The sequence below is a fragment of the Azospirillum brasilense genome (assembly GCF_003349955.1).
Classification (GTDB): domain Bacteria; phylum Pseudomonadota; class Alphaproteobacteria; order Azospirillales; family Azospirillaceae; genus Azospirillum; species Azospirillum brasilense_B.
Window position 1 is genome coordinate 22094 of record NZ_QLKQ01000060.1, and the last position, 24084, is coordinate 46177.

Annotated in this window: 22 protein-coding genes; 5 read left to right on the forward strand and 17 right to left on the reverse strand. The window is 68.8% G+C overall.

Annotated features, from left to right (window positions below; genetic code table 11):
• Positions 1-66 precede the first annotated feature (66 nt).
• Complete coding sequence (locus DXK32_RS22915) at positions 67-1650, forward strand: AMP-binding protein (RefSeq protein WP_114860623.1); 1584 nt, start codon at positions 67-69, stop codon at positions 1648-1650.
• Between the two features lie 170 nt (positions 1651-1820).
• On the opposite strand, the gene DXK32_RS22920 is transcribed toward DXK32_RS22915, so the two are convergent.
• A complete protein-coding gene (locus tag DXK32_RS22920; RefSeq protein ID WP_114860624.1) occupies positions 1821-2303 on the reverse strand; it encodes a peroxiredoxin in 483 nt (160 codons plus the stop codon).
• Between the two features lie 28 nt (positions 2304-2331).
• On the reverse strand, positions 2332-4416 hold the full coding sequence (locus tag DXK32_RS22925) for a protein-disulfide reductase DsbD family protein (RefSeq protein WP_114860625.1): 2085 nt from the start codon (positions 4414-4416) through the stop codon (positions 2332-2334).
• A 158-nt stretch (positions 4417-4574) separates the two neighbouring features.
• On the opposite strand from DXK32_RS22925, the gene DXK32_RS22930 reads away from it, so the two are divergent.
• The gene (locus DXK32_RS22930; protein ID WP_038527116.1) at positions 4575-5150 is read left to right on the forward strand and encodes a YqgE/AlgH family protein; all 576 of its coding nucleotides are present in this window, start codon (positions 4575-4577) and stop codon (positions 5148-5150) included.
• A 70-nt stretch (positions 5151-5220) separates the two neighbouring features.
• On the opposite strand, the gene DXK32_RS22935 is transcribed toward DXK32_RS22930, so the two are convergent.
• From DXK32_RS22935 to DXK32_RS23000, 15 genes are all read right to left on the reverse strand, one after another.
• A complete protein-coding gene (locus tag DXK32_RS22935; RefSeq protein ID WP_114860626.1) occupies positions 5221-5439 on the reverse strand; it encodes a hypothetical protein in 219 nt (72 codons plus the stop codon).
• Between the two features lie 120 nt (positions 5440-5559).
• Positions 5560-6150: a GNAT family N-acetyltransferase gene (locus DXK32_RS22940; protein WP_114860627.1), complete on the reverse strand. Its 591-nt coding sequence runs from the start codon at positions 6148-6150 to the stop codon at positions 5560-5562.
• A 27-nt stretch (positions 6151-6177) separates the two neighbouring features.
• Positions 6178-7434 carry a M16 family metallopeptidase gene (locus DXK32_RS22945; protein ID WP_114860628.1) on the reverse strand — a complete coding sequence of 419 codons (1257 nt, stop codon included), beginning with the start codon at positions 7432-7434 and terminating at the stop codon, positions 6178-6180.
• Entirely contained in the window at positions 7431-8843 is a 1413-nt protein-coding gene (gene thrC, locus DXK32_RS22950; protein WP_114860629.1) for a threonine synthase, read from the reverse strand. The genes DXK32_RS22945 and thrC overlap by 4 nt, the downstream gene beginning before the upstream one ends.
• A gap of 357 nt (positions 8844-9200) precedes the next feature.
• Positions 9201-10526, reverse strand: coding sequence for a glycoside hydrolase family 5 protein (locus tag DXK32_RS22955; protein ID WP_114860630.1), 1326 nt, complete (start codon positions 10524-10526; stop codon positions 9201-9203).
• 414 nt (positions 10527-10940) lie between these two features.
• A complete protein-coding gene (locus tag DXK32_RS22960; RefSeq protein WP_114860637.1) occupies positions 10941-12437 on the reverse strand; it encodes a carboxypeptidase M32 in 1497 nt (498 codons plus the stop codon).
• Between the two features lie 12 nt (positions 12438-12449).
• A complete protein-coding gene (locus tag DXK32_RS22965) occupies positions 12450-13202 on the reverse strand; it encodes an SURF1 family protein (protein ID WP_114860631.1) in 753 nt (250 codons plus the stop codon).
• Positions 13203-13204: 2 nt separating this feature from the next.
• Positions 13205-13579, reverse strand: coding sequence for a DUF983 domain-containing protein (locus DXK32_RS22970; protein ID WP_038527096.1), 375 nt, complete (start codon positions 13577-13579; stop codon positions 13205-13207).
• A gap of 80 nt (positions 13580-13659) precedes the next feature.
• The gene (locus DXK32_RS22975; RefSeq protein ID WP_247877295.1) at positions 13660-14538 is read right to left on the reverse strand and encodes a cytochrome c oxidase subunit 3; all 879 of its coding nucleotides are present in this window, start codon (positions 14536-14538) and stop codon (positions 13660-13662) included.
• A gap of 89 nt (positions 14539-14627) precedes the next feature.
• Positions 14628-15251 carry a cytochrome c oxidase assembly protein gene (locus tag DXK32_RS22980; RefSeq protein ID WP_114860632.1) on the reverse strand — a complete coding sequence of 208 codons (624 nt, stop codon included), beginning with the start codon at positions 15249-15251 and terminating at the stop codon, positions 14628-14630.
• 45 nt (positions 15252-15296) lie between these two features.
• Positions 15297-15431, reverse strand: coding sequence for a hypothetical protein (locus tag DXK32_RS33530; protein WP_014240852.1), 135 nt, complete (start codon positions 15429-15431; stop codon positions 15297-15299).
• Entirely contained in the window at positions 15428-16357 is a 930-nt protein-coding gene (cyoE, locus tag DXK32_RS22985; RefSeq protein WP_114860633.1) for a heme o synthase, read from the reverse strand. The genes DXK32_RS33530 and cyoE overlap by 4 nt, the downstream gene beginning before the upstream one ends.
• Positions 16358-16439: 82 nt before the next feature.
• On the reverse strand, positions 16440-18053 hold the full coding sequence (ctaD, locus tag DXK32_RS22990) for a cytochrome c oxidase subunit I (protein ID WP_114860634.1): 1614 nt from the start codon (positions 18051-18053) through the stop codon (positions 16440-16442).
• A 66-nt stretch (positions 18054-18119) separates the two neighbouring features.
• Positions 18120-18980, reverse strand: a complete 861-nt coding sequence (gene coxB / locus DXK32_RS22995; RefSeq protein ID WP_114860635.1) for a cytochrome c oxidase subunit II — start codon at positions 18978-18980, stop codon at positions 18120-18122.
• A 483-nt stretch (positions 18981-19463) separates the two neighbouring features.
• On the reverse strand, positions 19464-20822 hold the full coding sequence (locus tag DXK32_RS23000) for a DUF3422 family protein (RefSeq protein WP_014240856.1): 1359 nt from the start codon (positions 20820-20822) through the stop codon (positions 19464-19466).
• Positions 20823-20991: 169 nt separating this feature from the next.
• On the opposite strand from DXK32_RS23000, the gene tldD reads away from it, so the two are divergent.
• The 3 genes from tldD to DXK32_RS23015 all read left to right on the forward strand — a co-directional run.
• Positions 20992-22425, forward strand: coding sequence for a metalloprotease TldD (gene tldD / locus DXK32_RS23005; RefSeq protein WP_014240857.1), 1434 nt, complete (start codon positions 20992-20994; stop codon positions 22423-22425).
• A 42-nt stretch (positions 22426-22467) separates the two neighbouring features.
• Positions 22468-22992 carry a glycine cleavage system protein R gene (locus DXK32_RS23010; protein WP_114860636.1) on the forward strand — a complete coding sequence of 175 codons (525 nt, stop codon included), beginning with the start codon at positions 22468-22470 and terminating at the stop codon, positions 22990-22992.
• 217 nt (positions 22993-23209) lie between these two features.
• On the forward strand, positions 23210-24084 hold an 875-nt coding region (locus DXK32_RS23015; protein ID WP_162801315.1), incomplete at its 3' end, for a YjbH domain-containing protein.

Below are 24084 nucleotides of genomic sequence, written 5' to 3' on the forward strand. Positions count from 1 at the left end.
GGACCCGCCGTCCCGTTAGGCTCCCTCCGATAACGAACGACGAAAGATCGTTGGGAGGAGACCGAGATGTATCCGCATTTGCGGAACCAAGCCCGCTGGGTGCTGCCCGAGGTGCTGGCCCATCAGGCCGCCGAACGCGGCGGCAAGACGTTTGTCACGATGATCGGCGGCGAGTCCCTGACCTACGCCGAGGCGCAGGAGCAGGCCGGGCGCGTGGCCGGCTTCTTCGCCGGGCTGGGCGTGAAGCCGGGCGACACCGTGGCGGTGATGCTGCCGAACGGGCTGGACTTCGTGCGCGTGTGGCTGGGGCTGGGGCGGCTGGGCGCCGTCATGGTCGCGCTGAACACCGAGCTGAAGGGCGGCTTCCTGGAGCACCAGTTGGAGAACGCCGGGGCCGCCCTGGCGGTGGTCGATGCCGCCCTGGCCGACCGCATCACCGACATCGCGCCACGCCTGACCGCGCTGCGCGGGCTGGTGATTCCCGGTGCCGCGGCGGAGTCGCCGCACACCGCGCTGGAGGGCTGGCGCGACGCCGCCCCCTACGACGGCCCCCTGCCCCGCGCCGGCGACGACGCCTGCATCATGTACACGTCGGGCACCACCGGCCTGTCGAAGGGCGTGCTGATGCCGCACGGCCACGGCTTCCTGTTCGGGCTGGGCTCCATCGACAATTTCGCGCTGACCGACGAGGACCGCTTCTACATCTGCCTGCCGCTGTTCCACGCCAACGGGCTCTACATGCAGCTCTACGCCGCGATGATCTCCGGCGGGTCGGCGGTGCTGCGCGAGCGGTTCAGCGCGTCGGCTTGGCTGGACGACATCCGGCGCCATGGCTGCACGGTGACCAACTCGCTGGGCGCCGTCACTGCCTTCGTGGTGGCCCAACCGCCGCGCCCCGACGACCGCGACCACCCCCTGCGCCTCGTCGGCGCCGCCCCCAACCCGGCGGACACCGAACGGGTGCTGCGCGAGCGCTTCGGCGTCCGCGACGTCATCAGCCTGTATGGCATGACCGAGGTGAACATCCCGCTCTACGCCGAGATGGGCAAGCCGCGCCCCGGCACCTGCGGCAAGGTCTACGACCGTTACTTCGAGGTGGAGATCCGCGACCCGCAGACCGACATCCCGGTGCCGCGCGGTCAGGTCGGCGAGGTCATGGTGCGCCCGAAGGCGGCCTTCGGCTTCCTGTCCGGCTATCACCGGATGCCCGACAAGACGGTGGAGGCGTGGCGGAACCTGTGGTTCCACACGGGCGACGCCGCGGTGATGGACGACGAGGGCTACGTCACCTTCGTGGACCGCATCAAGGACTGCATCCGCCGCCGCGGCGAGAACGTCTCGTCCTACGAGGTGGAGACCGTGCTGTCGCGGCTGGAGGGCGTGGCGGAGGTCGCGGCCTACGCCGTGCCGGCGGGCATTCCGGGGGCGGAGGACGAGATCATGGTCGCCCTGGTCGCCGCGCCGGGTGCGGCCCTGACGCCGGAGGCCGTGGCGGCCTACGCCGAGCGTGAACTGCCGCGCTACGCCCAGCCCCGCTACATCGACATCGTGGACGCCTTCCCCAAGACGCCGACCGCCAAGGTGCAGAAGGCGAAGCTGCGGGAACGCGGCGTTGCCGACACCACCTGGGACCGCACGACGGTGACTTGAACGAGAACCTATGCACAATTCCCTCTCCCCTCTGGGGAGAGGGTCAGGGTGAGGGGGTTGCGCGTGGCGGAATGTCCGGCACAAGCGCAACCCCCTCACCGGCCCTACGGGCCACCCTCTCCCCAGAGGGGAGAGGGTTTATCATGACGCCCAGGGTTGCTTTGCTCCCCTTACAGCGCGCCCAGCACCGCTTCGGCCGAGGACACCTCGAACTGGCCCGGCTTCTCCACGGCGAGGTGGGTCACCTTGCCGTCCTTGGCGACCAGGGCGAAGCGCTGGCCGCGCAGGCCGAGGCCGTAGCCCGTGCCGTCCATCGTCAGGCCCAGCGCCTGCGTCAGCGCGGCGTTGCCGTCCGGCAGCATGGTGACCTTGCCGCCGACTCCGCTCTTCTCGCCCCAGGCGCGCATCACGAAGGGATCGTTGACGGCGAGGCAGACGATCTCGTCCACGCCCTTGGCCTTCAGGTCCTCGGCCTTCTGGACGAAGCCCGGCAGATGCTTGGCGGAGCAGGTCGGGGTGAAGGCGCCCGGCACCGAGAACAGCACCACCGTCTTGCCCTTGAACAGCGCGTCGGTGGTGACGTCCTGCATCCCGTTGTCGGTCAGGTGCTTCAGCGTGACGGACGGGATGGCGTCGCCCACTTGAATGGTCATGTCTCCTGAACTCCCAATTTTTTGTGTTTCAGCGTTTGATCGTGCCGGACGCCCGGTCGAGCGCGTCGAGGACGGCGCCCTCGGTCAGCAGCTCCGGAAGCGCGATGCCCTCCGGAGCCCCCGGACCATAGACGATGTTGAAGGGAATACCATAGCGGCCGTGTCGGGCAAGATAGCGGGCGATGGCCTCGTCCGGTCGGGTCCAGTCCGCGCGCATGGCGGTCACCGTCCCGGCGTCCTCCAGCCGTTGCGCGACGGTGCCGCGGTTCAGCACCAGCTTCTTGTTCGCCTGACAGGTGATGCACCAGTCGGCGGTGACGTCCACGAAGACGGTGCGCCCGGCGGCCACCTGCTCGCGGATCGCCGCCTCGTCGAAGACGGTCCAGCGCGCCGCCGTGCTTTCGGCCACCGGAGCCGCCCCGGCGGAGGGGCCGAAGACGGCGGGAACGGCGAAGGCCACCAGGGCCAGCAGGCCGGCCAGCGCCGCCCCGGCCCAACGCGCCGTCTCCGCCATGCGGCGGCCCAGCCACAGCGCGGCGACCAGCCCGCCCATCAGCACGGCGACCGCCAGCGCCGGCACCTCGCCGACCTGGACGACCAGCACCGACAGCAGCCACAGCGCGGTCAGAGCCAGCGCCCCGCCCAGCACCCGGCGCAGCGCCACCATCCAGCGCCCCGGACGCGGCAGCAGGCGCGCGGCGCGCGGGAAGGCGGCGATCAGCAGGTAGGGCAGCGCCAGCCCGACGCCCAGCGCGGCGAAGATGGCGAACACCTCCAGCGCCCCACGCGACAGCGCGAAGCCCACCGCCGTCCCCAGGAAGGGCGCGGAGCAGGGCGTGGCGAGCAGCGTGGCGAAGGCACCCGTCGCGAACTGGCCGCCCAATCCCTGCCCCTCCGGTCCGCCCAGACGGTCGGCGACGGCGCGCGGCAGAGGAAGCTCGAACAGGCCCCACAGGTTGGCGGCGAACAGGGTCACCAGAACGACCATGAAGACGAGGAACAGCGGCTGCTGGAACTGGATGCCCCAGCCCACCGCCCCGCCCGCCGCCTTCACCGCGACCAGCGCCCCGGCAAGGATCAGGAAGGAGGTCAGGATGCCCGCCGCCGAGGCCAGGAAGCCGGCGCGCACCGCCGCGGGCGCCCGTCCGCCGTGCTGGACGATGGACAGCAGCTTCAGCGACAGCACCGGCAGCACGCAGGGCATCAGGTTCAGGATCAGCCCGCCCAGCAGGGCGACGCCCAGCATGGCCAGCAGCCCGGCCGGAGCCGCCCCGGCACCACCGCCAAGCCCGGCCGCAGCGGTCGCCGGAGCTTCGACGGACCGGTTGCCGTCCACCACGGTCAGCGTCATCGCCTGTCCGGCGAGGTCCAGGCCGGGCGTCGGGTCGGTCGCGTCCATCCGCAGGATCGCGCGCCGGTCGCCGTCGAGGAATTGGCTCTTGGGCGCGGCGAAGGTCACCGGCGGGTCGGTTTCCACGAACACGTCGGGGGCGACCATCGGCTCGCGGGCGGTGACCTCGACCTCCAGCACCGTCCCCTGCCCGCGCACCGCCGTGACCGTCAGGCCGGACGCACGCCCGTCGCCGGGCACCAGGGACTGGGCGCGGGCGATGTCGTTGGCCGACGGACCCGGAGTCGCCGGCCCCTCGGGGATGGACAGGGACAGCGCCACCATCTCCGGAACGCAGATGGTCGAGCAGACCAACAGCTCCGCCTTCAGCGCGAGGTCGAGCGGCTTTCCGGGCTCCGCCGGGGTGGCGGCGATGGGGAACAGCACCTCCGCGTCGTAGCCCGCCGTCTCGAAGCCCAGGACGGTGAAGCGGTGCGGCGCCGGGTAGGCCAGTTCCGTCGCCGCGAGGTTCCGCGACTCCGACCAGTCCAGCCGCGGCGCGAAGCCGGCATCGCCCGGAGTGCGCCAATAGGTCTTCCAGCCGGGCTCCAGCCGGACCTCCAGCCCCAGGGGGATCTTGGCGAGGTCGCCCACCCCCTGGACCGATGCGACGAGCCGCGCCTGCACCGGGCCGGACGTGACCCAGGAACCGGTCTCCGCCCTCCCCATTCCGGGTGCGGCCAAGGCCAGGATGGCGAGCAGGAACGGAACAAACCTTTTCATCGCACCGACTGTTCTCATATCAAGACGCAGCGGGCCGCCCATCGGCCGCGGCTGTATATGGATGACAAAGCTTGGCCCGTGCTGTCACACTCGGGCGAAGACGGCTTCGGGTGGCCGCCCAGCGGTCCGCCCGTCCCCCGACACTAAGGATAGCGCCCATGCCGCACCTGACCAAGTCCTCGGACTATCTGACCGGCCAGTTGCTGATCGCCATGCCGGGCATGACGGACCCGCGTTTTCAGCGGACCGTGATCTACATGTGTGCCCACAACGAAGACGGCGCCATGGGCCTCGTCGTCAATCGCCTGTTCGGGTCGGTCACCTTCGAGGATTTGCTGGAGCAGCTCGAGATCGAAATCCAGGAGCCGATCGCCAACATGCCCGTGCATTATGGCGGTCCCGTGGAGTCCGGGCGCGGATTCGTCCTGCATTCGACCGATTACGTGCGGGACGGCACGCTGGTGGTGGACGACGAGGTGGCGCTGACCGCGACCATCGACATCCTGCGCGCCATTTCCGAAAACCGTGGGCCGCGGCGCAACATCCTGCTGCTCGGCTACGCCGGCTGGGGACCGGGGCAGTTGGACGCGGAAATCCAGGCGAACGGCTGGCTGAACGTGCCCTGCGACGAGACGCTGCTGTTCGATCCCGAGCTGGACACCAAATGGGAGCGCTCGATCGCCAAGCTCGGCGTCAGCCTCTCCATGCTGTCGGCGGAGGCCGGGCACGCCTGACGGCGTCCCCTCCCGGTCACGGGCACGACCCGCCGCAGTGCACGCGGCGGGGCCTCTCATCAAACGTCGTTCACTGACCCTTGCTGGCGATCGCCAGGGCGAGGCCGCGTGCCTGCATCAGCTCGCTGCACCGCTCGACCAACTCGGTGCCGGCGTAAACCGCCCAGCCGCTCTGGAAGCCCGACGCCTCGTAGCGCAGGTCGACGCGGCGTCCGTCCAGTTCGACCGTGTAGGTCAGCGAATTTTCTTTCGTCCAGGTGGGGTTCGAATGATTGGGGTTCGACGACATATCCGCCTCATGCAAACGCGAAGGACATGCCGTCAGCCTGCGCCCGCTCCCTTAACCGCGGGTTAAGCCGACCGGGACAAAGCGCCGGGAATTGGTGTCGGGTCACCCCGACCGGACGGGTTAGCCCCGCCACTCCTCGCGCAGGATGGCGTAGAGGACATGGTCCCGCCACACCCCGTCGATGCGCAGATAGCCGCGCGCGTAGCCTTCGTGGGTGAAGCCGACCTTCTCCAGAAGGCCGCGGCTGGGCGCGTTGGTCGGCAGGCAGGCGGCCTCGACCCGGTGCAGCCCCAACTGCCCGAAGGCGAAATCCAGCACCAGCCGGGTGGCACCGGACATGTAGCCGTTGCGCGCGTAGGGCTGCCCCACCCAGTAGCCGAGCGTCGCCATCTGGGCCACGCCGCGCCGCAGGTTGGTCAGCCCCAGCCCGCCGACCAGCCGGTCGGTCGCCCGGTCGTAGACGAGGAAGCTGTAGCCCTGGTCGTCGCGCCATTCCTGCGCCTGCCGCCGCAGCCGGCGCCCGAAGGCGGTGCGGGTGAGGGCGTCCGCCGGCCAGGTCGGCTCCCAGGGGGTGAGGAAGGCGCGGGAATCCGCCCGCAGGTCAGCCCATTCCCGCCAGTCCCGCGGCAACGGCGGGCGGATGTAGCAGATCGGCCCGTCGAGCCGGACCGCCGGCGGGCTGATGAGACCACCGCCGAGCAGGCGGATCATGCTGCCCCTCCCACCCTGGCGCGTCCCTTACCGGAACCGCGCGGCGATGCGGTCATACTCCTCCAGCCGTCCGATCGGACCGAGCGCGGCCACGGTCGGGCGGCTCTCGCGCAGGCGCCGGGCCACGCGGACGATGGACTCGCGGTCGACCGCACCGATCTTCTCGACGATCTCCTCCACCGGCACGGGGCGCCCGTAGGCCAGAAGCTGCTGGCCGAGCTGCTCGCAACGCGACATGGAGCTTTCCAGCGCCATCAGCGTCCCGGCGCGGAGCTGGGCGGCGGCGCGGGCCACCTCCTCCTCGGTCACGTCCTCGGTCACCCGCATCAGCTCGTCGCAGACGACCGGGACCAACTCCGCCACCTCGTCCTCGCCGGTGCCGGCGTAGACGCCGAACAGCCCGCCGTCGCGGTAGGCGCCGGAGAAGGTGTAGATGGAATAGACCAGCCCGCGCTTCTCCCGCACCTCCTGGAAGAGGCGGGAAGACATGCCACCGCCGAGCAGCGTCGACATCACCGAATGGGCGTAATAGTCCGGATCGTGCACCCCCACCCCGTCGAAGCCGAGGACGAGGTGCATCTGCTCCAGGTCCCGCGCCTCGCGGAAGTCGCCGCCGGCGTAGCGCGCGTCCTCGGACTCCGGCGCCGGGCGGGAGGACAGCCCGTCGAAGGCCGACAGGGCCATGTCGACCAGCCGGTCGTGCTCCAGCCGCCCGGCGGCGGCCAGGACGATGCCCGGCGCGCCGTAATGGCCGTCGATGTAGTCGACCAGCGCCGGCCGCGACAGAGCGCCGACGATCTCCGACGACCCCAGGACGGGGCGCCCCAGCGCCTGCCCCGGATAGGCGGTGGACTGGAAATGGTCGAAGATGATGTCGTCGGGGGTGTCGGCGGCCTGACCGATCTCCTGAAGCACCACCGTGCGCTCGCGCGCCAGCTCGTCGCTGTCGAGGACGGAGTTCTGGAGCATGTCGGCGATGAGGTCGAGCGCCAGCGCCGTGTCCTCGTGCAGGACCTTGGCGTAATAGGCGGTCTGTTCGCGCGTCGTGTAGGCGTTGAGCTGGCCGCCGACATTCTCGATCTCCTCGGAGATGCGGAAGGCGGAGCGCCGCTCGGTGCCCTTGAACAGCATGTGCTCGACGAGATGCGCCACGCCGTTGACGCTCGCGGACTCGTTGCGCGTGCCGACCCCGACCCAGCAGCCGAGCGAGACCGACTGCACGCCGGGCATCGTGTCGGTGGCGACGCGCAGCCCGTTCGGCAGCGTGGTCACGCGGATGCTCATGCGGCCTCCTTGGCGGCGCGGGCGCGGGCGACGACGAACTCCTGGACCGCCGCCACGTCGTTGGGCAGCTCGGACAGCCGCTCCTCCCGCTCGTAGAGGTCGGCGAGGCGCGGCGGCAGGACCGGGCGCCGGCCGGTGGCCGTCTCCACCGCGTCGGGGAACTTGGCGGGGTGGGCGGTCGCCATCACGACCACCGGCACCGACGGATCGACCGGGGCGGTGGCCGCGGAATGGATGCCGACGGCGGTGTGCGGATCGACCTGATAGCCGCCGGTCTTCTCCCAGACCTCCTTGATGACGTCCATGGTCCGGGCGTCGTCGGCGCGGCCCGCGGCGAAGATCGCGTGCGCCTCGGCCAGCTGCGCGTCGGTGACGGCGAATTTGCCCTCCGCGCGGAAGCCGTCCATGGCGGCCTGCACGGCGGCGCCGTCGCGGCCCAGCAGGTCGAACAGCAGCCGCTCGAAGTTGGAGGAGATCTGGATGTCCATGCTGGGACTCAATGTGGGCACGACCGGAGCCGCCGACATGGTGCCGCTGGCAAAAAAGCGGGCCAGGATGTCGTTGGCGTTGGAGCCCACGACCAGCCGCTCCACCGGCAGCCCCATCGCCCGCGCGCCGTAGGCGGCATAGACGTTGCCGAAATTGCCGGTGGGCACGGTGAAGGCCACCTTGCGGTCGGGCGCGCCCAGCGCCACCGCGGCGGCGAAGTAATAGACGATCTGGGCCATGATGCGCGCCCAGTTGATCGAGTTCACCGCCGACAGGCCCATCTTGTCGCGGAAGGCCATGTCGTTGAACAGCGCCTTCACCAGATCCTGGCAGTCGTCGAAGGTGCCGTGCAGCGCGATGTTGTGCACGTTGTCCGACAGGACGCTGGTCATCTGCCGGCGTTGCACCTCCGACGTGCGGCCCTTCGGGTGCAGGATGAAGATGTCGACGTTCCGGCGGTCGCGGCACGCCTCGATGGCGGCGGAGCCGGTGTCGCCCGAGGTGGCGCCGACGATGGTCACCCGCTCGCCGCGCTTGGCCAGCACATGGTCGAACAGGCGGCCGAGCAGTTGCAGCGCCACGTCCTTGAAAGCGAGCGTCGGGCCGTGGAACAGCTCCATCACCCAGGTGCGCTGGTCAAGCTGCACCAGCGGCACCACCGCGGCGTGGTCGAAGCTGGCGTAGGCGTCCGTCACGATGGCCCGGAAATCGTCCTCGGCGATGGCGCCGCCCAGGAAGGGCAGCATGACGCGCACGGCGATCTCGCTGTAGGGAAGGCCCCGCATCGCGCGGATCTCGTCGGCCGAGAACTGCGGCCAGCTTTCCGGGACATAGAGGCCGCCGTCACGCGCGAGACCGGCCAGAAGGACTTCCTCGAAACCCAGGACCGGGGCCTGGCCCCGCGTGCTGACGTACTTCAACGCACACTCTCCGACGCCTGAAGGTGGCCGACGCTGTGGCGGGCCGGCGACTCTTGTGGAACGGGCATAGTTAGCGCCCTCCCACACGCGGCGCAAGCGGCGGGTTCCCTCTTGGGCAAGACGCTGGCGCAATACACTCTCGCAGCCATCCCTGCCGTCATTCCCTCTCCCCTCTGGGGAGAGGGTTAGGGTGAGGGGGCAGCATGGGCGTCAGCCCATGCCAGGGGATTGCCAAGGGGCAGAATGCCCCTTGGCGGTGCGCCGCAGGCGCACCGGCCCCCTCACCCTCCCCACCGCTGACGCGGTGGGTCCCCTCCCTCTCCCCGGAGGGGCGAGGGCAATCACCCAGCCCGCCGATCAGGCGCCGGTGTGGACGTCCAGCGGGTCGTGATGCAACGCCGACGGATCGTGCGCGGCGTCGACCGGCGGAAGCTCCACCGTCTGGGCGGCGAGCGCGGCGTTCACCGAGGCGGCGGTGCTGTGATCCGCCGCCTGCGGCTGGGTCACCGTATGGGACAGGACGTTGATGTCGCCCTCGCCAAGCGCCTGCGCCGTCGCCGGAGCCCAGGCGGCCTTGGCCGGGCTGCCGCCGTCGAACAGGCCTTCCTTGATGGCGTTGTACTTGGTCTGGTCGACCGTCTGCCAATCGTCCTTCAGGATGCCGCCGGTGTCGCCCGAGTTCGGGTTCCACGACCAATACGTCCAACTTGCCCCTTCCTTGCCGGCGCCGAGGTCGTTGGTGCCGTTGCCGTCCAGGTCGCCGTTCATGTAGTCGATCAGCTTGGCCATGTAGGCCTTGTCCTGATCGGTCTCCAGCTTGCCGCCGAACTCGCCGACCAGCACCGGCGCCTTGTCCTCCTTCAGCAGCCAGCCCCAATTGTCGGTGTACTGGCCCGGCAGGTTGTTCGGGTAGTCGCTGGCCTTGAACCACTCCATCTCGTGGATGGACGGGCCGTAGGAGTGGACCGAGTAGACCAGCTTGTCCGGATGATCGAATTCGATCGGGCGGTCCTTGGCGCCGCGCAGGTTGCCGCCCCACCACTCCCACTGGTTCTGGTGGATTTCGACGCCCTCGACCAGCAGAAGCCAATCCTTGTTCACGGACTGGATCTCGTTGCCGATGCGCTCCGCCGCCCAGGCCCAGTCGGTGGCCTTGTCGCCGCCGCCCCAGGTCGCCTGACCGTGCGGCTCGTTGTGCAGGTCGGCGCCGATCACCGTGTCGTTGCCCTCGTAGCGCTCGGCCAGCATCTTCCAGTTTTCGATCATCTTCGACTCCGGGTACTTGTCGTCGTACCACAGGCCGTTCTCGTTGGCCGACGCACCGTCGCTGGAGCGGTGGTGGTCGAGGATGACCTTCATGCCGATGCGCCCGGCGTAATCGATCACCTTGTCCATGACCTCAAGCGGGGACTTGTTCGCGAGGTCGGGATTCTTGGAGGTGTCGATGCCCGTCGCCCGGTCGGCGTCCAGAGCCGCGTCGCTCCACGGCAGGCGGATGGTGTTGAAGCCCAGCTCCTTCATCTGCTCCATCATCCCCCAGTAGCCGCGCATGTCCATGCCGTTGGGGTTGAAGACGAAGCCCTCGCCGCCGAACCAGTTGACGCCCGTCAGCTTGACGTTCTGACCCGACGAATCGACGATCTGGTTGCCGTCCGTGTGCAGGAAGCCCTTGGCGATGCCCATTGTGCTCAGCCCTCGTTGCCATTCGCGTTGGGCCGGAAGCTGGCGGTTTATGGTTAACGAAATATTGCCAGGAATGTCGCTTAATTCCGGCAATCCAAGGCATGTGTGACCATGTCCGGAAGAGTGGATTTCGAAGACATTTGAGACAAGGAAGACGCGTCGAGTGCTTGCGCAGTCTTGAGGCTGTTTTTCGGATTGATTGCTTGATGGCGCGACGCGGCGCACAGGAACGAAGGAGGGTTACGGGTCAGCCTTTTGCGTTCGGTGGATTTCGCGGATTCTTCCGCACCAGCGAACATGTCTCGGCGAAACCTTTGCCCCACCCCGGCCCTCCCCCGCTTCGCGGGAGAGGGAGAATAATCCCCTCCCCTGCGTCAGCGGGGGAGGGTTAGGGAGGGGGCAAGGGCTCTCCGCTCAAGCGCCCAGATACCGCCTCTCCAAATGCCGCCGGAACACCGCCGCGTCGAGCGGTCGCCCGGTGGCCGCCGTTAGCAACTCGTCGCCGGACGCGTACAGACAGCCCTTGCCGTGCACATTCGCCCCCAGCCACGCCACCAGCGGCCCGAGGTCGCCGCGCGTCAGCGCCGAACGGATGTCCGGGTCGGCCGTCGCCGCGGCCTCGAACAGTTGGGCGGCGGTCATGGCGCCCAGCGTGTAGCTCGGGAAGTAGCCCCAGGCGCCGGACGGCCAGTGGATGTCCTGAAGGCAGCCCAGCCGGTCGTTCGGCGGCGTGATCCCGACCAGTTCCTTCATGCCGTCGTTCCAGGCGCCCGGCAGGTCGGCCAGCGCCAGATCGCCGGCGATCAGCGCCTTCTCCAGTCGGTAGCGCAGAATGATGTGGGCCGGATAGGTCACCTCGTCGGCGTCCACCCGGATGAAGCCGCGCTCAACCCGGCTGTAGAGGCGGCGCAGGTTGTCCGGCTCCCAGGCCGGGCCGGAACCGCCGAACGCCTCGCGCGCGACCGGGGCCAGCCAGCACAGGAACTCCGGTGAGCGGCAGGCCTGCATCTCCACGATCAGCGACTGGCTCTCATGCACCGCCATGCCGCGGGCCAGCCCGACCGGCTGGCTCAGCCAGTCGCGCGGACGGCCCTGCTCGTAGAGGGCGTGCCCCGTCTCGTGCATCACCCCCATCAGGGCCTTGGTGAAGTCGTCCTCGTCGTACCGGGTGGTGATGCGCACGTCACCGGTGGCGCCGCCGCAGAAGGGATGCAGCGACACGTCCAGCCGCCCGCGGGTGAAGTCGAAGCCCGCCGCCCGCATCAGCCGCTCGCCCAGCGCCTTCTGGTTGGCGACGGCGAAGGGCCCCACGGGCCGCAGCGGCGCCGGTTCGGCGGCCTGCCGGTCGAGGACGCGCCCGATCAGCTCGGGCAGGAAGCCGGCCAGACCGGCGAACAGGGCGTCGATCCGCTCCGAGCGGGCACCGGGATCGTGCTCGTCCAGCATGGCGTCGTAGGGCGACAGCCCCATGGCCGCCGCCTTGGCCTCGCCGCACTCCCGGACGCGGCGCAGCACCTCCGACAGGCTGGGCAGCAGCTTGGCGAAGTCGCTTTCCGCCCGCGCGCTGCGCCAGATCATCTCGCAGGCCGAGATCGCCTTGCTGGTCGCCTCGATCAGGTCGGCGGGGACGGCGGTGGCGTGGCGGTGGGTGCGCCTCATCTCCCGCAGGTTGGCCGCCTGCCACGCGTCCAGCCCGCCCGCGCCCTCGGCCTCCGCCAGCCAGTCGGCCACGCGGGGGTCGGTTTGCAGTTCGTGGGCCAGCACGGTCAGGGTGGCGGTCTGCTCGGCCCGCCCGTCGCTGGCGCCGTCGGGCATCATCGTCTGGCTGTCCCAGCTCAGGATGCCCAGGGCGTCGCCGATGGCGGCGATACGGGCGAAACGGCGTTCCAGTTCCCGATAAGCAGCGGTCATGAAGCGCAACTCCTAGGAAGCCGGACCGATCCTCCGGCGTTGGGACAGCACATAGACGACGACCAGGGTCGCGGCGAGGCTATACCAGGTGAAGGCGTATTGCCTATGGTTGTTGGGCAGCTCGACCAAGGGCTGAATCCCGTTCAGCATCCCAGTTTGGGGCGCGTTGCCGCGCGCCGGGTCGGGAGTCATCTCCACCGCCAGCGGGGCGACCCTCTCCAGCCCGGCGGCGGCCGCCATGGCCGGCGGGTCCAGCCGCATCCAGGACTCCGCGCCCGGCCGGTTGTCCGGCTGGAGCCAGCCGGCGGGCTGCGGCAGGCGGACCAGACCGGTGACGGTCACCGGTCCCTCCACCCGGCTCTCCGGACGGCTGGCGGGGGCGCGCTTGTCCATGGGCAGGAAACCGCGGTTGACCAGCACGACGCCGCCGCCGTCCTCGGCCGGGCGCTGCAATGGCGTCAGCAGCTCGTAGCCCGCCTGCCCCTGCCGGGGCCGGGCCACCAGCAGCAGCTCCTTGTCGTTCAGGAATCGTCCGGTGACGGTCACCGGACGGAACTCCAGCGCCTCCGGATCGGCGATGGTGGCGGGCAGCGGGATGGGGGTGGCGTGCAGCCGCTGCTCCACCCGGTGGACCAGATCCTCCTTCCAGGCCAGCCGCTGCATCTGCCACGTCCCCAGCCCCAGCATGACCAGGACGGCGGGCACGGTGATCAGCGTCGCCCACAGCGAGGGGCGGAAGCGGCGGGGTTCGGCGGCGGCGGTCATGGTCACTCGTCCGGGTCCTCCAGCTCGTTGCGGCGGTGGCGGTATTGCAGCGCCACCACATAGGCCTTGGCCGGGCGCAGCATGCCAAGCGCCAGCCCGAGCACGACGATGCTCCAGACGACGGCGTGCAGCCACAGCGGCCAGTCCACCGACATCGACACCCACAGCGCCACCGGCACGACCAGGAAACCCAGGATGAAGATCAGGAACACCGCCGGCCCATCGCCGCTGTCCTGCCGGGCGAGGTTCAGGTTGCACACCGAGCAGCGCTCGTTGACCGTCAGGTAGCCGTCGAACAGCTTGCCGCGCCCGCAGCGCGGGCAGGCGCAGCGCAGGCCGGCGGTCAGCGGCGACGGGCTGGTGTAATAGGTGCTCAAACGATTCGCCTCCTTCCAGGAACGGGAAGCCCCTCTCCCCCGGTGGAGGAGAAGGGCTTCGCAAGGCGACAGGGATGGGATCAGTGGCCGGCGGCGGCGCCCAGCGACCCCCACCAGTAGATCGACACGAACAGGAACAGCCAGACCACGTCCACAAAGTGCCAGTACCAGGCCGCCGCCTCGAAGCCGAAATGGCTCTGCGGGGTGAAGTGGCCCTTCATGGTGCGGAACCAGCAGACCGCCAGGAAGATGGTGCCGATGATGACGTGGAAGCCGTGGAAGCCGGTCGCCATGTAGAAGGTCGACGGGTAGATGCCCTGCTTGAAGCCGAAGGCGGCGTGGGCGTATTCCCAGCCCTGGAAGAAGGTGAACATCACCCCGAGCAGGACGGTCAGCCCCAGCGCGCGCGACGCCTCCTTGTTCTTCCCTTCAAGGATGGCGTGGTGCGCCCAGGTGACGGTGACGCCCGACAGCAGCAGGATCAGCGTCATCATCAGCGGCAGATGGAAGGTTTCCAGCACCGTGATGTTCGGCGGCGGCCAGACGCCTTGCGGGTTTTCGGCGAACACCTTCGGGTAGAGCGCCGCGTCGTAGAAGGCCCAGAAGAAGGCGGCGAAGAACATCACCTCCGAGGCGATGAACAGCGCCATGCCGTAGCGCAGGCCGATCTTCACCACCGGGGTGTGCGCCTTCTCGCGCACCGCCTCCTTGATGACGTCGCGCCACCAGCCGAACATCACGCCCAGGATGGACACGAAGCCGAGGGCGGCCAGCAGCCAGCCGCCGCCGTGCATGTAGATGACCATGCCCGTCGCGAACAGACCGGCGGCGAAGGCGCCCAGCAGAGGCCACGGGCTCGGCTTCACCAGATGGTAGGGATGCGGGATGCCGACGCCCTCGCCCGCGCCGTGCGCGGAGGCTGGGGGATGCGGCATTTGCGCGTGTGTGATGTCGGCCATCGTCTCTTTCCAACCCCGGTTTGTTTCGCCCGATTTCTTCGTTCAGCCCTAATTTGCTGTTCAGACTGTCTCTTTTTTAAACTGCGTCCTCAGTTCGCCGCCGTCCCGGTGCCTTTCGCACCCGCGGCCTGCGTCGCGTGCTGCGCCAGAACCTGGGTCTCGTCCTTGGCGCGGAAGAAGGTGTAGGACAGGGTGATGGTGGTCACGTCCTCCATCGCCGGATCGTCGGCCAGGGCCGGATCGACGAAGAAGGCCACCGGCATGTCCACCGACTGACCGGGCTCCAGCACCTGCTCGGTGAAGCAGAAGCACTCGATCTTGTTGAAGTACTTGCCGACCTTGTCCGGCGTGACGTTGTAGAGCGCGGTGCCCACCGTGGCCCGGTCGACCCGGTTGGCGGCCTGATAGGCGGCCAGCCCCATCTCGCCCAGCTTCACCGTCAGTTCCTTCTGCTCCGGCTTGAAGCGCCAGGGCAGCGACTGGTTCACGTCGGCGTTGAAGCGGACCTTGATGACGCGGTCGACCTGCTGCACAGGAGCGGCGTCGGCCCGCTGGGTGGTGCCGCCGAAGCCGGTCACTTGGCAGAACAGCGCGTAGAGCGGCACCGAGGCGTAGGCCAGCCCGACCATCCCAAAGACGAGGCCGAACAGCCCGGCCATGAACAGGCGGTTCTTCCGCCGGAGCCCCTTGTCGCTTTCAGGCCGGTCGCTCATGGCGCCGTTTCCTCCCCTGCCGTTTGTCCGCCCGACGTCCCGTGGTCAGTGCCCACCCATCCGCACGAGCGTGATGACGTAGAACATCACCACCAGCCCGATCAGCGCGGCCAGGACCGCGTAGTTGCGCCCGCGCAGCCGCTTGCGGCGTTCCTCGTAGGATTCATCCATGATCGTCATGCCCCGCCTCCGGTCGTCAGGAATCCGCTCACCAGATGCTCGCCCATCAGCAGGGCGAACAGCAGGAACAGGTAGAGGATCGAGAAGCCGAACATCTGCTTGGCCGGCTTGTCGTCGGTGGCGCGCAGCACGCGGACCGCGCACAGCACGAAGAAGACGCCCAGCAGGCTCGACCCGATCAGATAGGCAAGGCCGCCGATGCCCAGGAAGTACGGCGCCACGGCGACCGGCAGCAGGACCAGCGTGTAGGCCAGCATCTGCCGCTTGGTGGCGTCCGGACCGGCGACCACCGGCATCATCGGCACCCCGGCGCGCGTGTAGTCGCCGTTGCGGAACAGCGCCAGCGCCCAGAAATGCGGCGGCGTCCACAGGAAGATCAGCAGGAACAGCAGGATCGAGGGCAGTTCCACACCGCCCGTCACCGCCGCCCAGCCGATCATCGGCGGGAAGGCGCCGGCGGCCCCGCCGATCACGATGTTCTGCGGCGTCCGCCGCTTCAGCCACATGGTGTAGATGAAGACGTAGAAGCCGATGGTCATCGCCAGCAGCGCCGACGCCGCCCAGTTGACCGCGAGCCCCATCACCACGACCGACGCCGCGGCCAGGATCACCCCGAAGGCCAGCGCGTTCTCCGGTTCCACCCGCCCCGACGGGATCGGGCGGCGGATGGTGCGCGACATCACCGCGTCGATGTCGCGGTCGTACCACATGTTGATGGCGCCCGAGGCCCCGGCCCCGACCGCGATGCACAGCACCGCCACCGCCGCCAGCACGGGGTGGATGTGGCCGGGCGCCAGCACGATGCCGGCCAGCCCGGTGAACACCACCAGCGACATCACCCGCGGCTTCAGCAGCTCGATGTAGTCACCCGGCGTCGATCCGGAGACCGGACCTGTCGAGACCCGTTCAATGCTCAGGTCCGTCATACTTCACTGTCCTCTGGCTTTTCAGCTCTCTGGCCGGAGGGAGCTTCCCGGCTCCCCCGGCGTCATGGTCACGAACGAACGTTCACTTTACCTGCGGCAGCGTCTCGAAGGCGTGGAACGGCGGGGGCGAACTCACGGTCCACTCCAGCGTGCCGGCCTGCGGTCCCCAATAGGCGGCCTCGACCTTCTCGCCGCTGCGCAGGGTCTTGTACGCGATCCACACGAAGAGAAGCGTGGACGCAAAGGAGAGATAGGCGCCGAACGAGGAGATCATGTTCCAGCCGGCGTAGGCGTCCGGGTAATCCGGGATGCGGCGCGGCATGCCGGCCAGACCCAGGAAATGCTGCGGGAAGAAGACCAGGTTCACGCCGATGAAGGTCGTCCAGAAGTGGACCTTGCCCCAGAACTCCGGATACTGGCGCCCCGACATCTTGCCGATCCAGTAGTACCAGCCGGCGAAGATCGAGAAGACCGCGCCCAGCGACAGCACGTAGTGGAAGTGCGCGACCACGTAATAGGTGTCGTGCAGCACGATGTCCATGCCGCCGTTGGCCAGGACCACACCGGTCACGCCGCCGACCGTGAACAGGAAGATGAAACCGAGCGCCCACAGCATCGGCACCTTGAACTCGATCGACCCGCCCCACATGGTGGCGATCCAGGAGAAGATCTTCACGCCCGTCGGCACCGCGATGATCATCGTGGCGGCGGTGAAGTACGCCTTGGTGTCGACGTCCAGCCCCACCGTGTACATGTGGTGCGCCCACACCACGAAGCCGACCACGCCGATGGCGACCATCGCGTAGGCCATGCCCAGGTAGCCGAACACCGGCTTGTGCGAGAAGGTCGAGACGATGTGGCTGATGATGCCGAAGGCCGGCAGGATCATGATGTAGACTTCGGGGTGGCCGAAGAACCAGAACAGGTGCTGGAACAGGATCGGGTCGCCGCCGCCTTCCGGGTTGAAGAAGCTGGTGCCGAAGTTGCGGTCGGTCAGCAGCATGGTGATGGCGCCGCCCAGCACCGGCACAGCCAGCAGCAGGAGGAAGGCCGTCACCAGCATCGCCCACACGAAGAGCGGCATCTTGTGCAGCGTCATGCCCGGCGCGCGCATGTTGAAGATGGTGGTGATGAAGTTCACCGCACCCAGGATCGACGAGGCGCCGGCAAGGTGAAGGGCGAAGATCGCCATGTCCACCGACGGCCCGCTGTGGCCGAGCGGCGAGGACAGCGGCGGGTAGATCGTCCAGCCGGTGCCGGCCCCCTGCCCCACGAAGGCCGAGCCCAGAAGCAGCAGGAAGGCCGGGACGATCAGCCAGAAGCTGATGTTGTTCAGCCGCGGGAAGGCCATGTCGGGCGCGCCGATCATCAGCGGCACGAACCAGTTGCCGAAACCGCCGATCAGCGCCGGCATCACCACGAAGAACACCATGATCAGGCCGTGCGCGGTGATCAGCACGTTCCAGACCTGCCCGTCGCTGACGAACTGCAGACCCGGCGACTGGAGTTCCAGCCGCATGATGACCGAGAACAACCCGCCGATCAGCCCGGCGATCACCGAGAAGATCAGGTAGAGCGTTCCGATGTCCTTGTGGTTCGTGGAGAAGAACCAACGCTCGACGAAGCCCGGCATGTGGTGGTCATGGTCATGCCCGTGGCCGTGTCCCTGCGCTTCCCCCGGATTGGCGTTTGCCATGTCTCTAACCCTCGCGTCGGCGGAATGATTTTTCTTTGAGGTGCCGCTGCATCCAAAGCATGAGGCTTACTGGACGGCCCCGGCGGACGGCAGCCCAGCGGATGGAATTTGGGCCACGTCGCGCTTGGTGTCGGGGGTCCCGTAAGCGGTCTTGGCCTTCTCGACCCACTGGTTGAAGGCCTCCTTCGACACGGCCTCGACCGCGATCGGCATGAAGGCGTGGTTGACGCCGCAGATCTCGGAACACTGGCCGTAATAGACGCCTTCCTTCTCGATCCGCACCCAGGTCTCGTTGGCGCGGCCCGGCACGGCGTCCTTCTTCACGCCGAAGCTCGGCACCGCCCAGGAATGGATGACGTCGCCCGCGGTGACCAGCACGCGCACGGTCGTGCCGACCGGCAGGATCACGCGGTTGTCGACCTCCAGCAGGCGCTTCTGGCCGGGCTTCAGCTCCGACTCCTGGATCATGTAGCTGGAGAAGGCGATGTTGCCGTGGTCGGGATACTCGTAGTCCCAGTACCACTGCCGTCCGGTGACCTTGATGGTCATCTCCGATTCCGGCACCCGCTCCGCCTGGTAAAGCAGCTTGAAGGACGGAACCGCGATGACGATCAGGATGATGACCGGGATGACCGTCCAGGCGATCTCCAGCACCGTGTGGTGCGAGGTCGTGGACGGCACGGCGTTCTTCTTGGCGTTGAAGCGCAGAGCCACCCAGGCCAGCAGCCCCGCCACGAAAATGACGATGGCGACGATGATCACCGTCAGCAGGTCGTGGAACGAGTCCATGGCGTGCTTGACCGGTGTGGCCGCCTCCTGAAGCCCCAGTTGCCAGGGGTGGGGTTCGGCGGCGGAACCGGTCGCGGCAAATCCACACAAAGATGTCAGCGCCGCCAGAACGGCAGCGTTCAGGGTCTGCGTCTTCATCCCCACCCTCTTCGTTGCCCGCCGCCCGCGGTCGCGGACGGCGGTCGTCCCTTCCCGCCGGTCCCGTCTTCGCCCCTGTTTCCCCTGGTGCGTTCCACCCCTGTCGGGCGGTTGCGCGTCCGGGCGTTGCGACGGTGCCGGTCTATGCAGGGAACGTGCCGTTTGTGGGCGGCGCGGTCCCCGCAGCGCGAGCTTAACCCTGCACGGCGCTTGGGTACAAGTCAGGCGTCCCTACACGAAGGACATAGGCGCAATGCCGGTTTCAAGCCCGCATCTGAACAGAAGTTGAGTTTCTGCATCGGCTTCGCACTGCGACAAGCTGTCGCAGTTTGATGGTACAGCGAATTGTCTCGGAAAATCAAGTTTTTAGGCTTGCGCGTCCCTGGTGTGGGACGCAAGCGACCTTGCGCGGGCAGCACCGTCCGGCCGCCGTTTGCGCTGCGGTATCCCACCACCGTGTTGAATCGGAAAACCCCGGTGCCGTCAGTGCCCGCTGGTGATGACCTTGCGGATTCGGCGCACGCCGGACCAGACGAAGGCGATGACGATGGGAATCATCAGCCCGACGAGCAGGTCGGGATCGACCTTCATCCCGAGTCCCTTCACGCCCTTCGCGGCGTAGCCGACGATGCCGACGAGGTAGTAGCTGATCGCCACCACCGACAGCCCCTCCACCGTCTCCTGCAGGCGGAGCTGGAGCTGCGCCCGCTTGTCCATGGAGAGGAGAAGCTCGGCGTTCTGCCCCTCCACGGCGATCTCCACGCGGGTGCGCAGCAGGTCGCTGGCGCGGGCCACGCGCTGGGACAGCGCCTGCAGGCGCGATTCCACCGCCTCGCAGGTGCGGATCGCCGGGGCGAGGCGGCGGTCCATGAACTCGCCCACCGTGGGCAGCCCCTCGATGCGGATCTCGCGCAGCTCGACGATGCGCTTTTCCACGAGGTTGTAGTAGGCCCGCGCCGCGCCGAAGCGGTAGGCGGTCTCCGCGGCGATCTGCTCGGTCTGGGCGGCCAGCAGGGTCAGCCGGTCGAGCAGCTCGCGCTCGTCGTCCAGGCCGCGCAGGGTGGCGATTCGGGTGGTCAGGTCGGCCAGATCGGCCTCGATCGGGCCGATGCGCGGCAGCACGCCGCGCGCCACCGGCAGCGCCAGCAGCGCCATCACCCGGTAGGTCTCGATCTCCAGCAGGCGCTGCACGACGCGCCCCGCCTGGTTGGAGGTCATCGCGTGGTCGGCGATCAGGATGCGCGAGAAGCCGTCGCCATGGATGCGGAAGTCGGTCCAGGCCGTCGCCGCCCGCCCGGAGATGCGAGTCCCGATGTAGCTCGGCGAGCCGAACATCGCCGCCAGCATGTTGGCCGAGGGCTCCGGCGATTCGGCGTCGAGGACGGCGACATGGACGCCGACCATGAGCTCGCCCGGCAGTCCGGCCAGCCACTCCTTGGGCACCGCGTTCAGCGCCGGTTCCAGGAAGGGATCGACCAGCACGTTCGCCGGGGACACGGCGTTGGGACGGAAGACGGTCCAGGTGGAGAATTCGGTGTGCCGCTCCCACTTCAGGCGGAAGCTGCCGAAGGAGCCGCTGTAATGGGTGGCCCCGGCGGGCGGGCGCGGCACGCCGGCCCAGTCGCACAGCTTCTCCAGATGCAGCCGGTCGGCCTCCGACGCGCCCTCCCCCGACAGCATCGCCAGCATGGTGGCGCGCACCGGGGTGGACAGCACCTCCGGCGGGCGGGTGTGCACCTCGTTGGTCAGGGTCACGCGCAGGGCGTGGTTCTTCAGGGGGTGGGCCAGGGAGCGCGCGTCTCCGTTGCCGGTGCGGCCCATCGCCAGCGCGTCGTCGGTCATCGCGGCCATTCCCCTTCCAAGCCCCTTCCGCCAAGAGACGACGAGCCTTGCCGGATGGGCCGCCCGTCGCCACACTATAAGTCTGATCTTAGACCACATCGCGCGTGCGGGTGCGAGAGCGCCGGTGCCGCATCGTTGTCCTACGATAGACCGATACCCCGGAGTCCCCATGAGCGCGCTTGCCGTCACCGACGATCTGTTCTTCAACCGCGCCGGCCTGGACCGGTCCCGTGTCGAGGGGGTGGTGGCCGACGCGCTGCGGGGGGCGGACGATGGCGAACTGTATCTGGAATATTCGCAGAGCGAATCGCTGGGCTGGGACGACGGCAAGCTGAAGGCGGCCAGCTTCGACACCACCCAGGGCTTCGGCCTGCGCGCCATCGCCGACGAGGCGACCGGCTTCGCCCACGCCTCCAGCCTGTCCGAGGACGCCATCCGCCGCGCCGCCGCGACGGTGCGCGCCGTCCAGGCCGGGCACGCCGGCACCTTCGCCGAGCCGCCCGCCGGCACCAACCGCGCGCTCTACATCCCCGACAACCCCCTGCCCCTGGTCCCCTTCGAGGCCAAGGTGAAGCTGCTGGCGGAGATCGACGCCTACGCCCGCGCCAAGGACCCGCGGGTGCGGCAGGTCTCCTGCTCGATCAGCGGCGAGTGGCAGGCGGTGCAGATCATCCGCGCCGACGGCGTGCGCGTCGCCGACCTGCGCCCGCTGGTCCGGCTGAACGTCTCCGTCGTGGTGGCCGAGGGCGACCGCATGGAGACGGGCGGCCACGGCGGCGGCGGGCGCGTCACCTACGAACATTACATGCAGCCCGAGACGTGGCGGGCCTTCGTGGACGAGGCGCTGCGCTCCGCGCTGGTCAACCTGTCCTCGGTTCCGGCCCCGGCGGGCGAGATGACCGTCGTTCTCGGCAACGGCTGGCCGGGCATCCTGCTGCACGAGGCCATCGGCCACGGGCTGGAGGGTGACTTCAACCGCAAGAAGACCTCGGCCTTCGCCGGGCTGATGGGCCAGCGCATCGCCGCCCCCGGTGTCACCATCGTGGACGACGGCACCATCGAGAACAGCCGCGGCTCCATCACCGTGGACGACGAGGGCACCCCCGGCCAGTGCACGACGCTGATCGAGGACGGCATCCTGGTCGGCTACATGCAGGACCGCATGAACGCCCGGCTGATGGGGATGCGCCCGACCGGCAACGGGCGGCGCCAGAGCTTCGCCTGCCACCCCATGCCGCGCATGACCAACACCGTGATGCGCCCCGGCGCCTACGAGCCGGAGGAGATCATCAAGTCGGTCAAGAAGGGCCTCTACGCCAAGAATTTCGGCGGCGGGCAGGTGGACATCACCAGCGGCAAGTTCGTCTTCTCCGCCAACGAGGCCTACCTGATCGAGGACGGCAAGCTCGGCCCGGCGGTGAAGGGCGCGACCCTGATCGGCAACGGCCCGGACAGCCTGACCCGCGTGTCGATGATCGGCAACGACACGAAGCTGGATCCCGGCGTCGGCACCTGCGGCAAGGATGGCCAGGGCGTTCCCGTGGGCGTCGGGCAGCCGACCCTGCGCCTGGACGGCCTGACCGTGGGCGGCACGGCGGCCTGATCGCCACCACCGCTTCCCTTTTCCGCATCGGAGGTTCCGCCTGTGTCATCCCTCGCGCTGGTCTCGACCTTCTGCCCCGACCGGGTCGGTCTCGTCTCCGCGGTCACCGGCCATCTGTTCGGGCTGGGGGCCAACCTGCGCGACGCGACCTTCGCGGTGATGGGGTCGGGGGCGGAGTTCTCGGCGGTCTGCGAACTGCCGGACGGCGTCCCCGTCGAGGAGGTGCAGGAAGGGCTGGCCAGCCTGCCCGAGCTGACGGGCGCGCAGATCAAGGTCACGCCCTTCGACTTCGATCCCAACCCCGGCCCGCTCGCCCGCATCACCCACCGTGTGGAGGTGTCGGGCGGCGACCAGCCCGGCCTGATCGCCCGTTTGTCGGAGATCTTCACCCAGTTCGAGGCGAACATCGTCCGGCTCGACGCCCAGACCCTGCCGGAGCGGGAAGGCGGACGCTACGCTATCCGCTTCGCCGTCTCGATCCCGCCGGAACGCGCCGGCACCTGCCTGTCCGCGATCGCCAACACCGCGGAAACCATGGGCCTGACCTGCGTCGCCGAGGCGCTGTAACGCTTCTCGTGCAATAGCTCGTTTGCTCCCTCTCCCCTCCGGGGAGAGGGTTGGGGTGAGGGGGTTGAGCTTTTGCCGAACCTTCCGCCACGCGCATCCCCCTCACCCGCCCGCTTCGCGGGCACCCTCTCCCCAGAGAGGGGAGTGATAAAGGTTGCATTCATACGCATGACAATGCCATGGATCGGGAACCAATCCCGAAAAGTTCCACCATGGCGTGAACCGCGTTCTCCTCGTCCTGGCGTTGTCCCTCACCGCCCTGCCCGCCCGGGCGGAGGGGCTTGAGCCCACCCTGTCCGACTGGGGAACCGTCGGGCTGCTTCAGACACCGACGGCGCGCGGCCTGCCGGACGGCACCGTCGCCGCCGGACTGACCGCCTTGGGCGGTCTGCACCGTCATTTCTTCGCCGGAGCGCAACTCCTCCCCAGCCTGGACATCACCTTGCGCAACAGCACCTACCCGAGCTGGCACGGCCTCAGCGAACCGGGTGTGGACGCCAAATTGCGCCTGCTGCGTGAGGGGTCCTGGTGGCCCGCCCTGGCGATCGGCGGGCGGGACGTCACCGGCAGCGGGCTGGACCTGCCGGGCAAGGGCCGCTTCGCGGGAGAGTATCTGGTCGCGTCACGCCGCTGGTGGGATGTCGATCTCAGCCTGGGCATCGGCTGGGGAGGGCTCGGCGACTATGGGCATATCCGCAACCCGCTGCGCTTCCTCGGCGGACGCTTCAAGCGCGACCGCGACCCGGCGAGGGCGTCGGCCCGCGGGCCGGAGGCGTGGTTCACCGGGGAGCGCGCGGCCCTGTTCGGCGGGGTCGAGTGGCACACGCCGTTGGAAGGGCTCAGCGTCAAGCTGGAGTACAGCGCCGACAGCTTCCGCGCCCAGCAGCAGGACGATCCGACCTTCCAGCCCGGCCTGCCGCTGAACGCCGGCCTCACCTACCGCCCCTGGCGCTGGCTGGAGCTGGGCGCCGGGGTCGAACAGGGATCGCGGGCCATGCTGCGCCTCGCCGCCCGCTTCGACCCGTGGGAGGAGGCCGACACCACCCCGCGCACACCGCCGCCCATGGTCGGCGCCCAGCTCCAGCAAGCGCC

Bases quoted from the DNA above. Each gene is read 5' to 3' on its own strand.
- DXK32_RS22915 (WP_114860623.1), top strand. From the start codon at position 67: ATGTATCCGCATTTGCGGAACCAAGCCCGCTGGGTGCTGCCCGAGGTG.
- DXK32_RS22920 (WP_114860624.1), bottom strand. From the start codon at position 2,303: ATGACCATTCAAGTGGGCGACGCCATCCCGTCCGTCACGCTGAAGCAC.
- DXK32_RS22925 (WP_114860625.1), bottom strand. From the start codon at position 4,416: ATGAAAAGGTTTGTTCCGTTCCTGCTCGCCATCCTGGCCTTGGCCGCA.
- DXK32_RS22930 (WP_038527116.1), top strand. From the start codon at position 4,575: ATGCCGCACCTGACCAAGTCCTCGGACTATCTGACCGGCCAGTTGCTG.
- DXK32_RS22935 (WP_114860626.1), bottom strand. From the start codon at position 5,439: ATGTCGTCGAACCCCAATCATTCGAACCCCACCTGGACGAAAGAAAAT.
- DXK32_RS22940 (WP_114860627.1), bottom strand. From the start codon at position 6,150: ATGATCCGCCTGCTCGGCGGTGGTCTCATCAGCCCGCCGGCGGTCCGG.
- DXK32_RS22945 (WP_114860628.1), bottom strand. From the start codon at position 7,434: ATGAGCATCCGCGTGACCACGCTGCCGAACGGGCTGCGCGTCGCCACC.
- DXK32_RS22955 (WP_114860630.1), bottom strand. From the start codon at position 10,526: ATGGGCATCGCCAAGGGCTTCCTGCACACGGACGGCAACCAGATCGTC.
- DXK32_RS22960 (WP_114860637.1), bottom strand. From the start codon at position 12,437: ATGACCGCTGCTTATCGGGAACTGGAACGCCGTTTCGCCCGTATCGCC.
- DXK32_RS22965 (WP_114860631.1), bottom strand. From the start codon at position 13,202: ATGACCGCCGCCGCCGAACCCCGCCGCTTCCGCCCCTCGCTGTGGGCG.
- DXK32_RS22975 (WP_247877295.1), bottom strand. From the start codon at position 14,538: ATGGCCGACATCACACACGCGCAAATGCCGCATCCCCCAGCCTCCGCG.
- DXK32_RS22980 (WP_114860632.1), bottom strand. From the start codon at position 15,251: ATGAGCGACCGGCCTGAAAGCGACAAGGGGCTCCGGCGGAAGAACCGC.
- DXK32_RS33530 (WP_014240852.1), bottom strand. From the start codon at position 15,431: ATGACGATCATGGATGAATCCTACGAGGAACGCCGCAAGCGGCTGCGC.
- cyoE (WP_114860633.1), bottom strand. From the start codon at position 16,357: ATGACGGACCTGAGCATTGAACGGGTCTCGACAGGTCCGGTCTCCGGA.
- ctaD (WP_114860634.1), bottom strand. From the start codon at position 18,053: ATGGCAAACGCCAATCCGGGGGAAGCGCAGGGACACGGCCACGGGCAT.
- coxB (WP_114860635.1), bottom strand. From the start codon at position 18,980: ATGAAGACGCAGACCCTGAACGCTGCCGTTCTGGCGGCGCTGACATCT.
- DXK32_RS23000 (WP_014240856.1), bottom strand. From the start codon at position 20,822: ATGACCGACGACGCGCTGGCGATGGGCCGCACCGGCAACGGAGACGCG.
- tldD (WP_014240857.1), top strand. From the start codon at position 20,992: ATGAGCGCGCTTGCCGTCACCGACGATCTGTTCTTCAACCGCGCCGGC.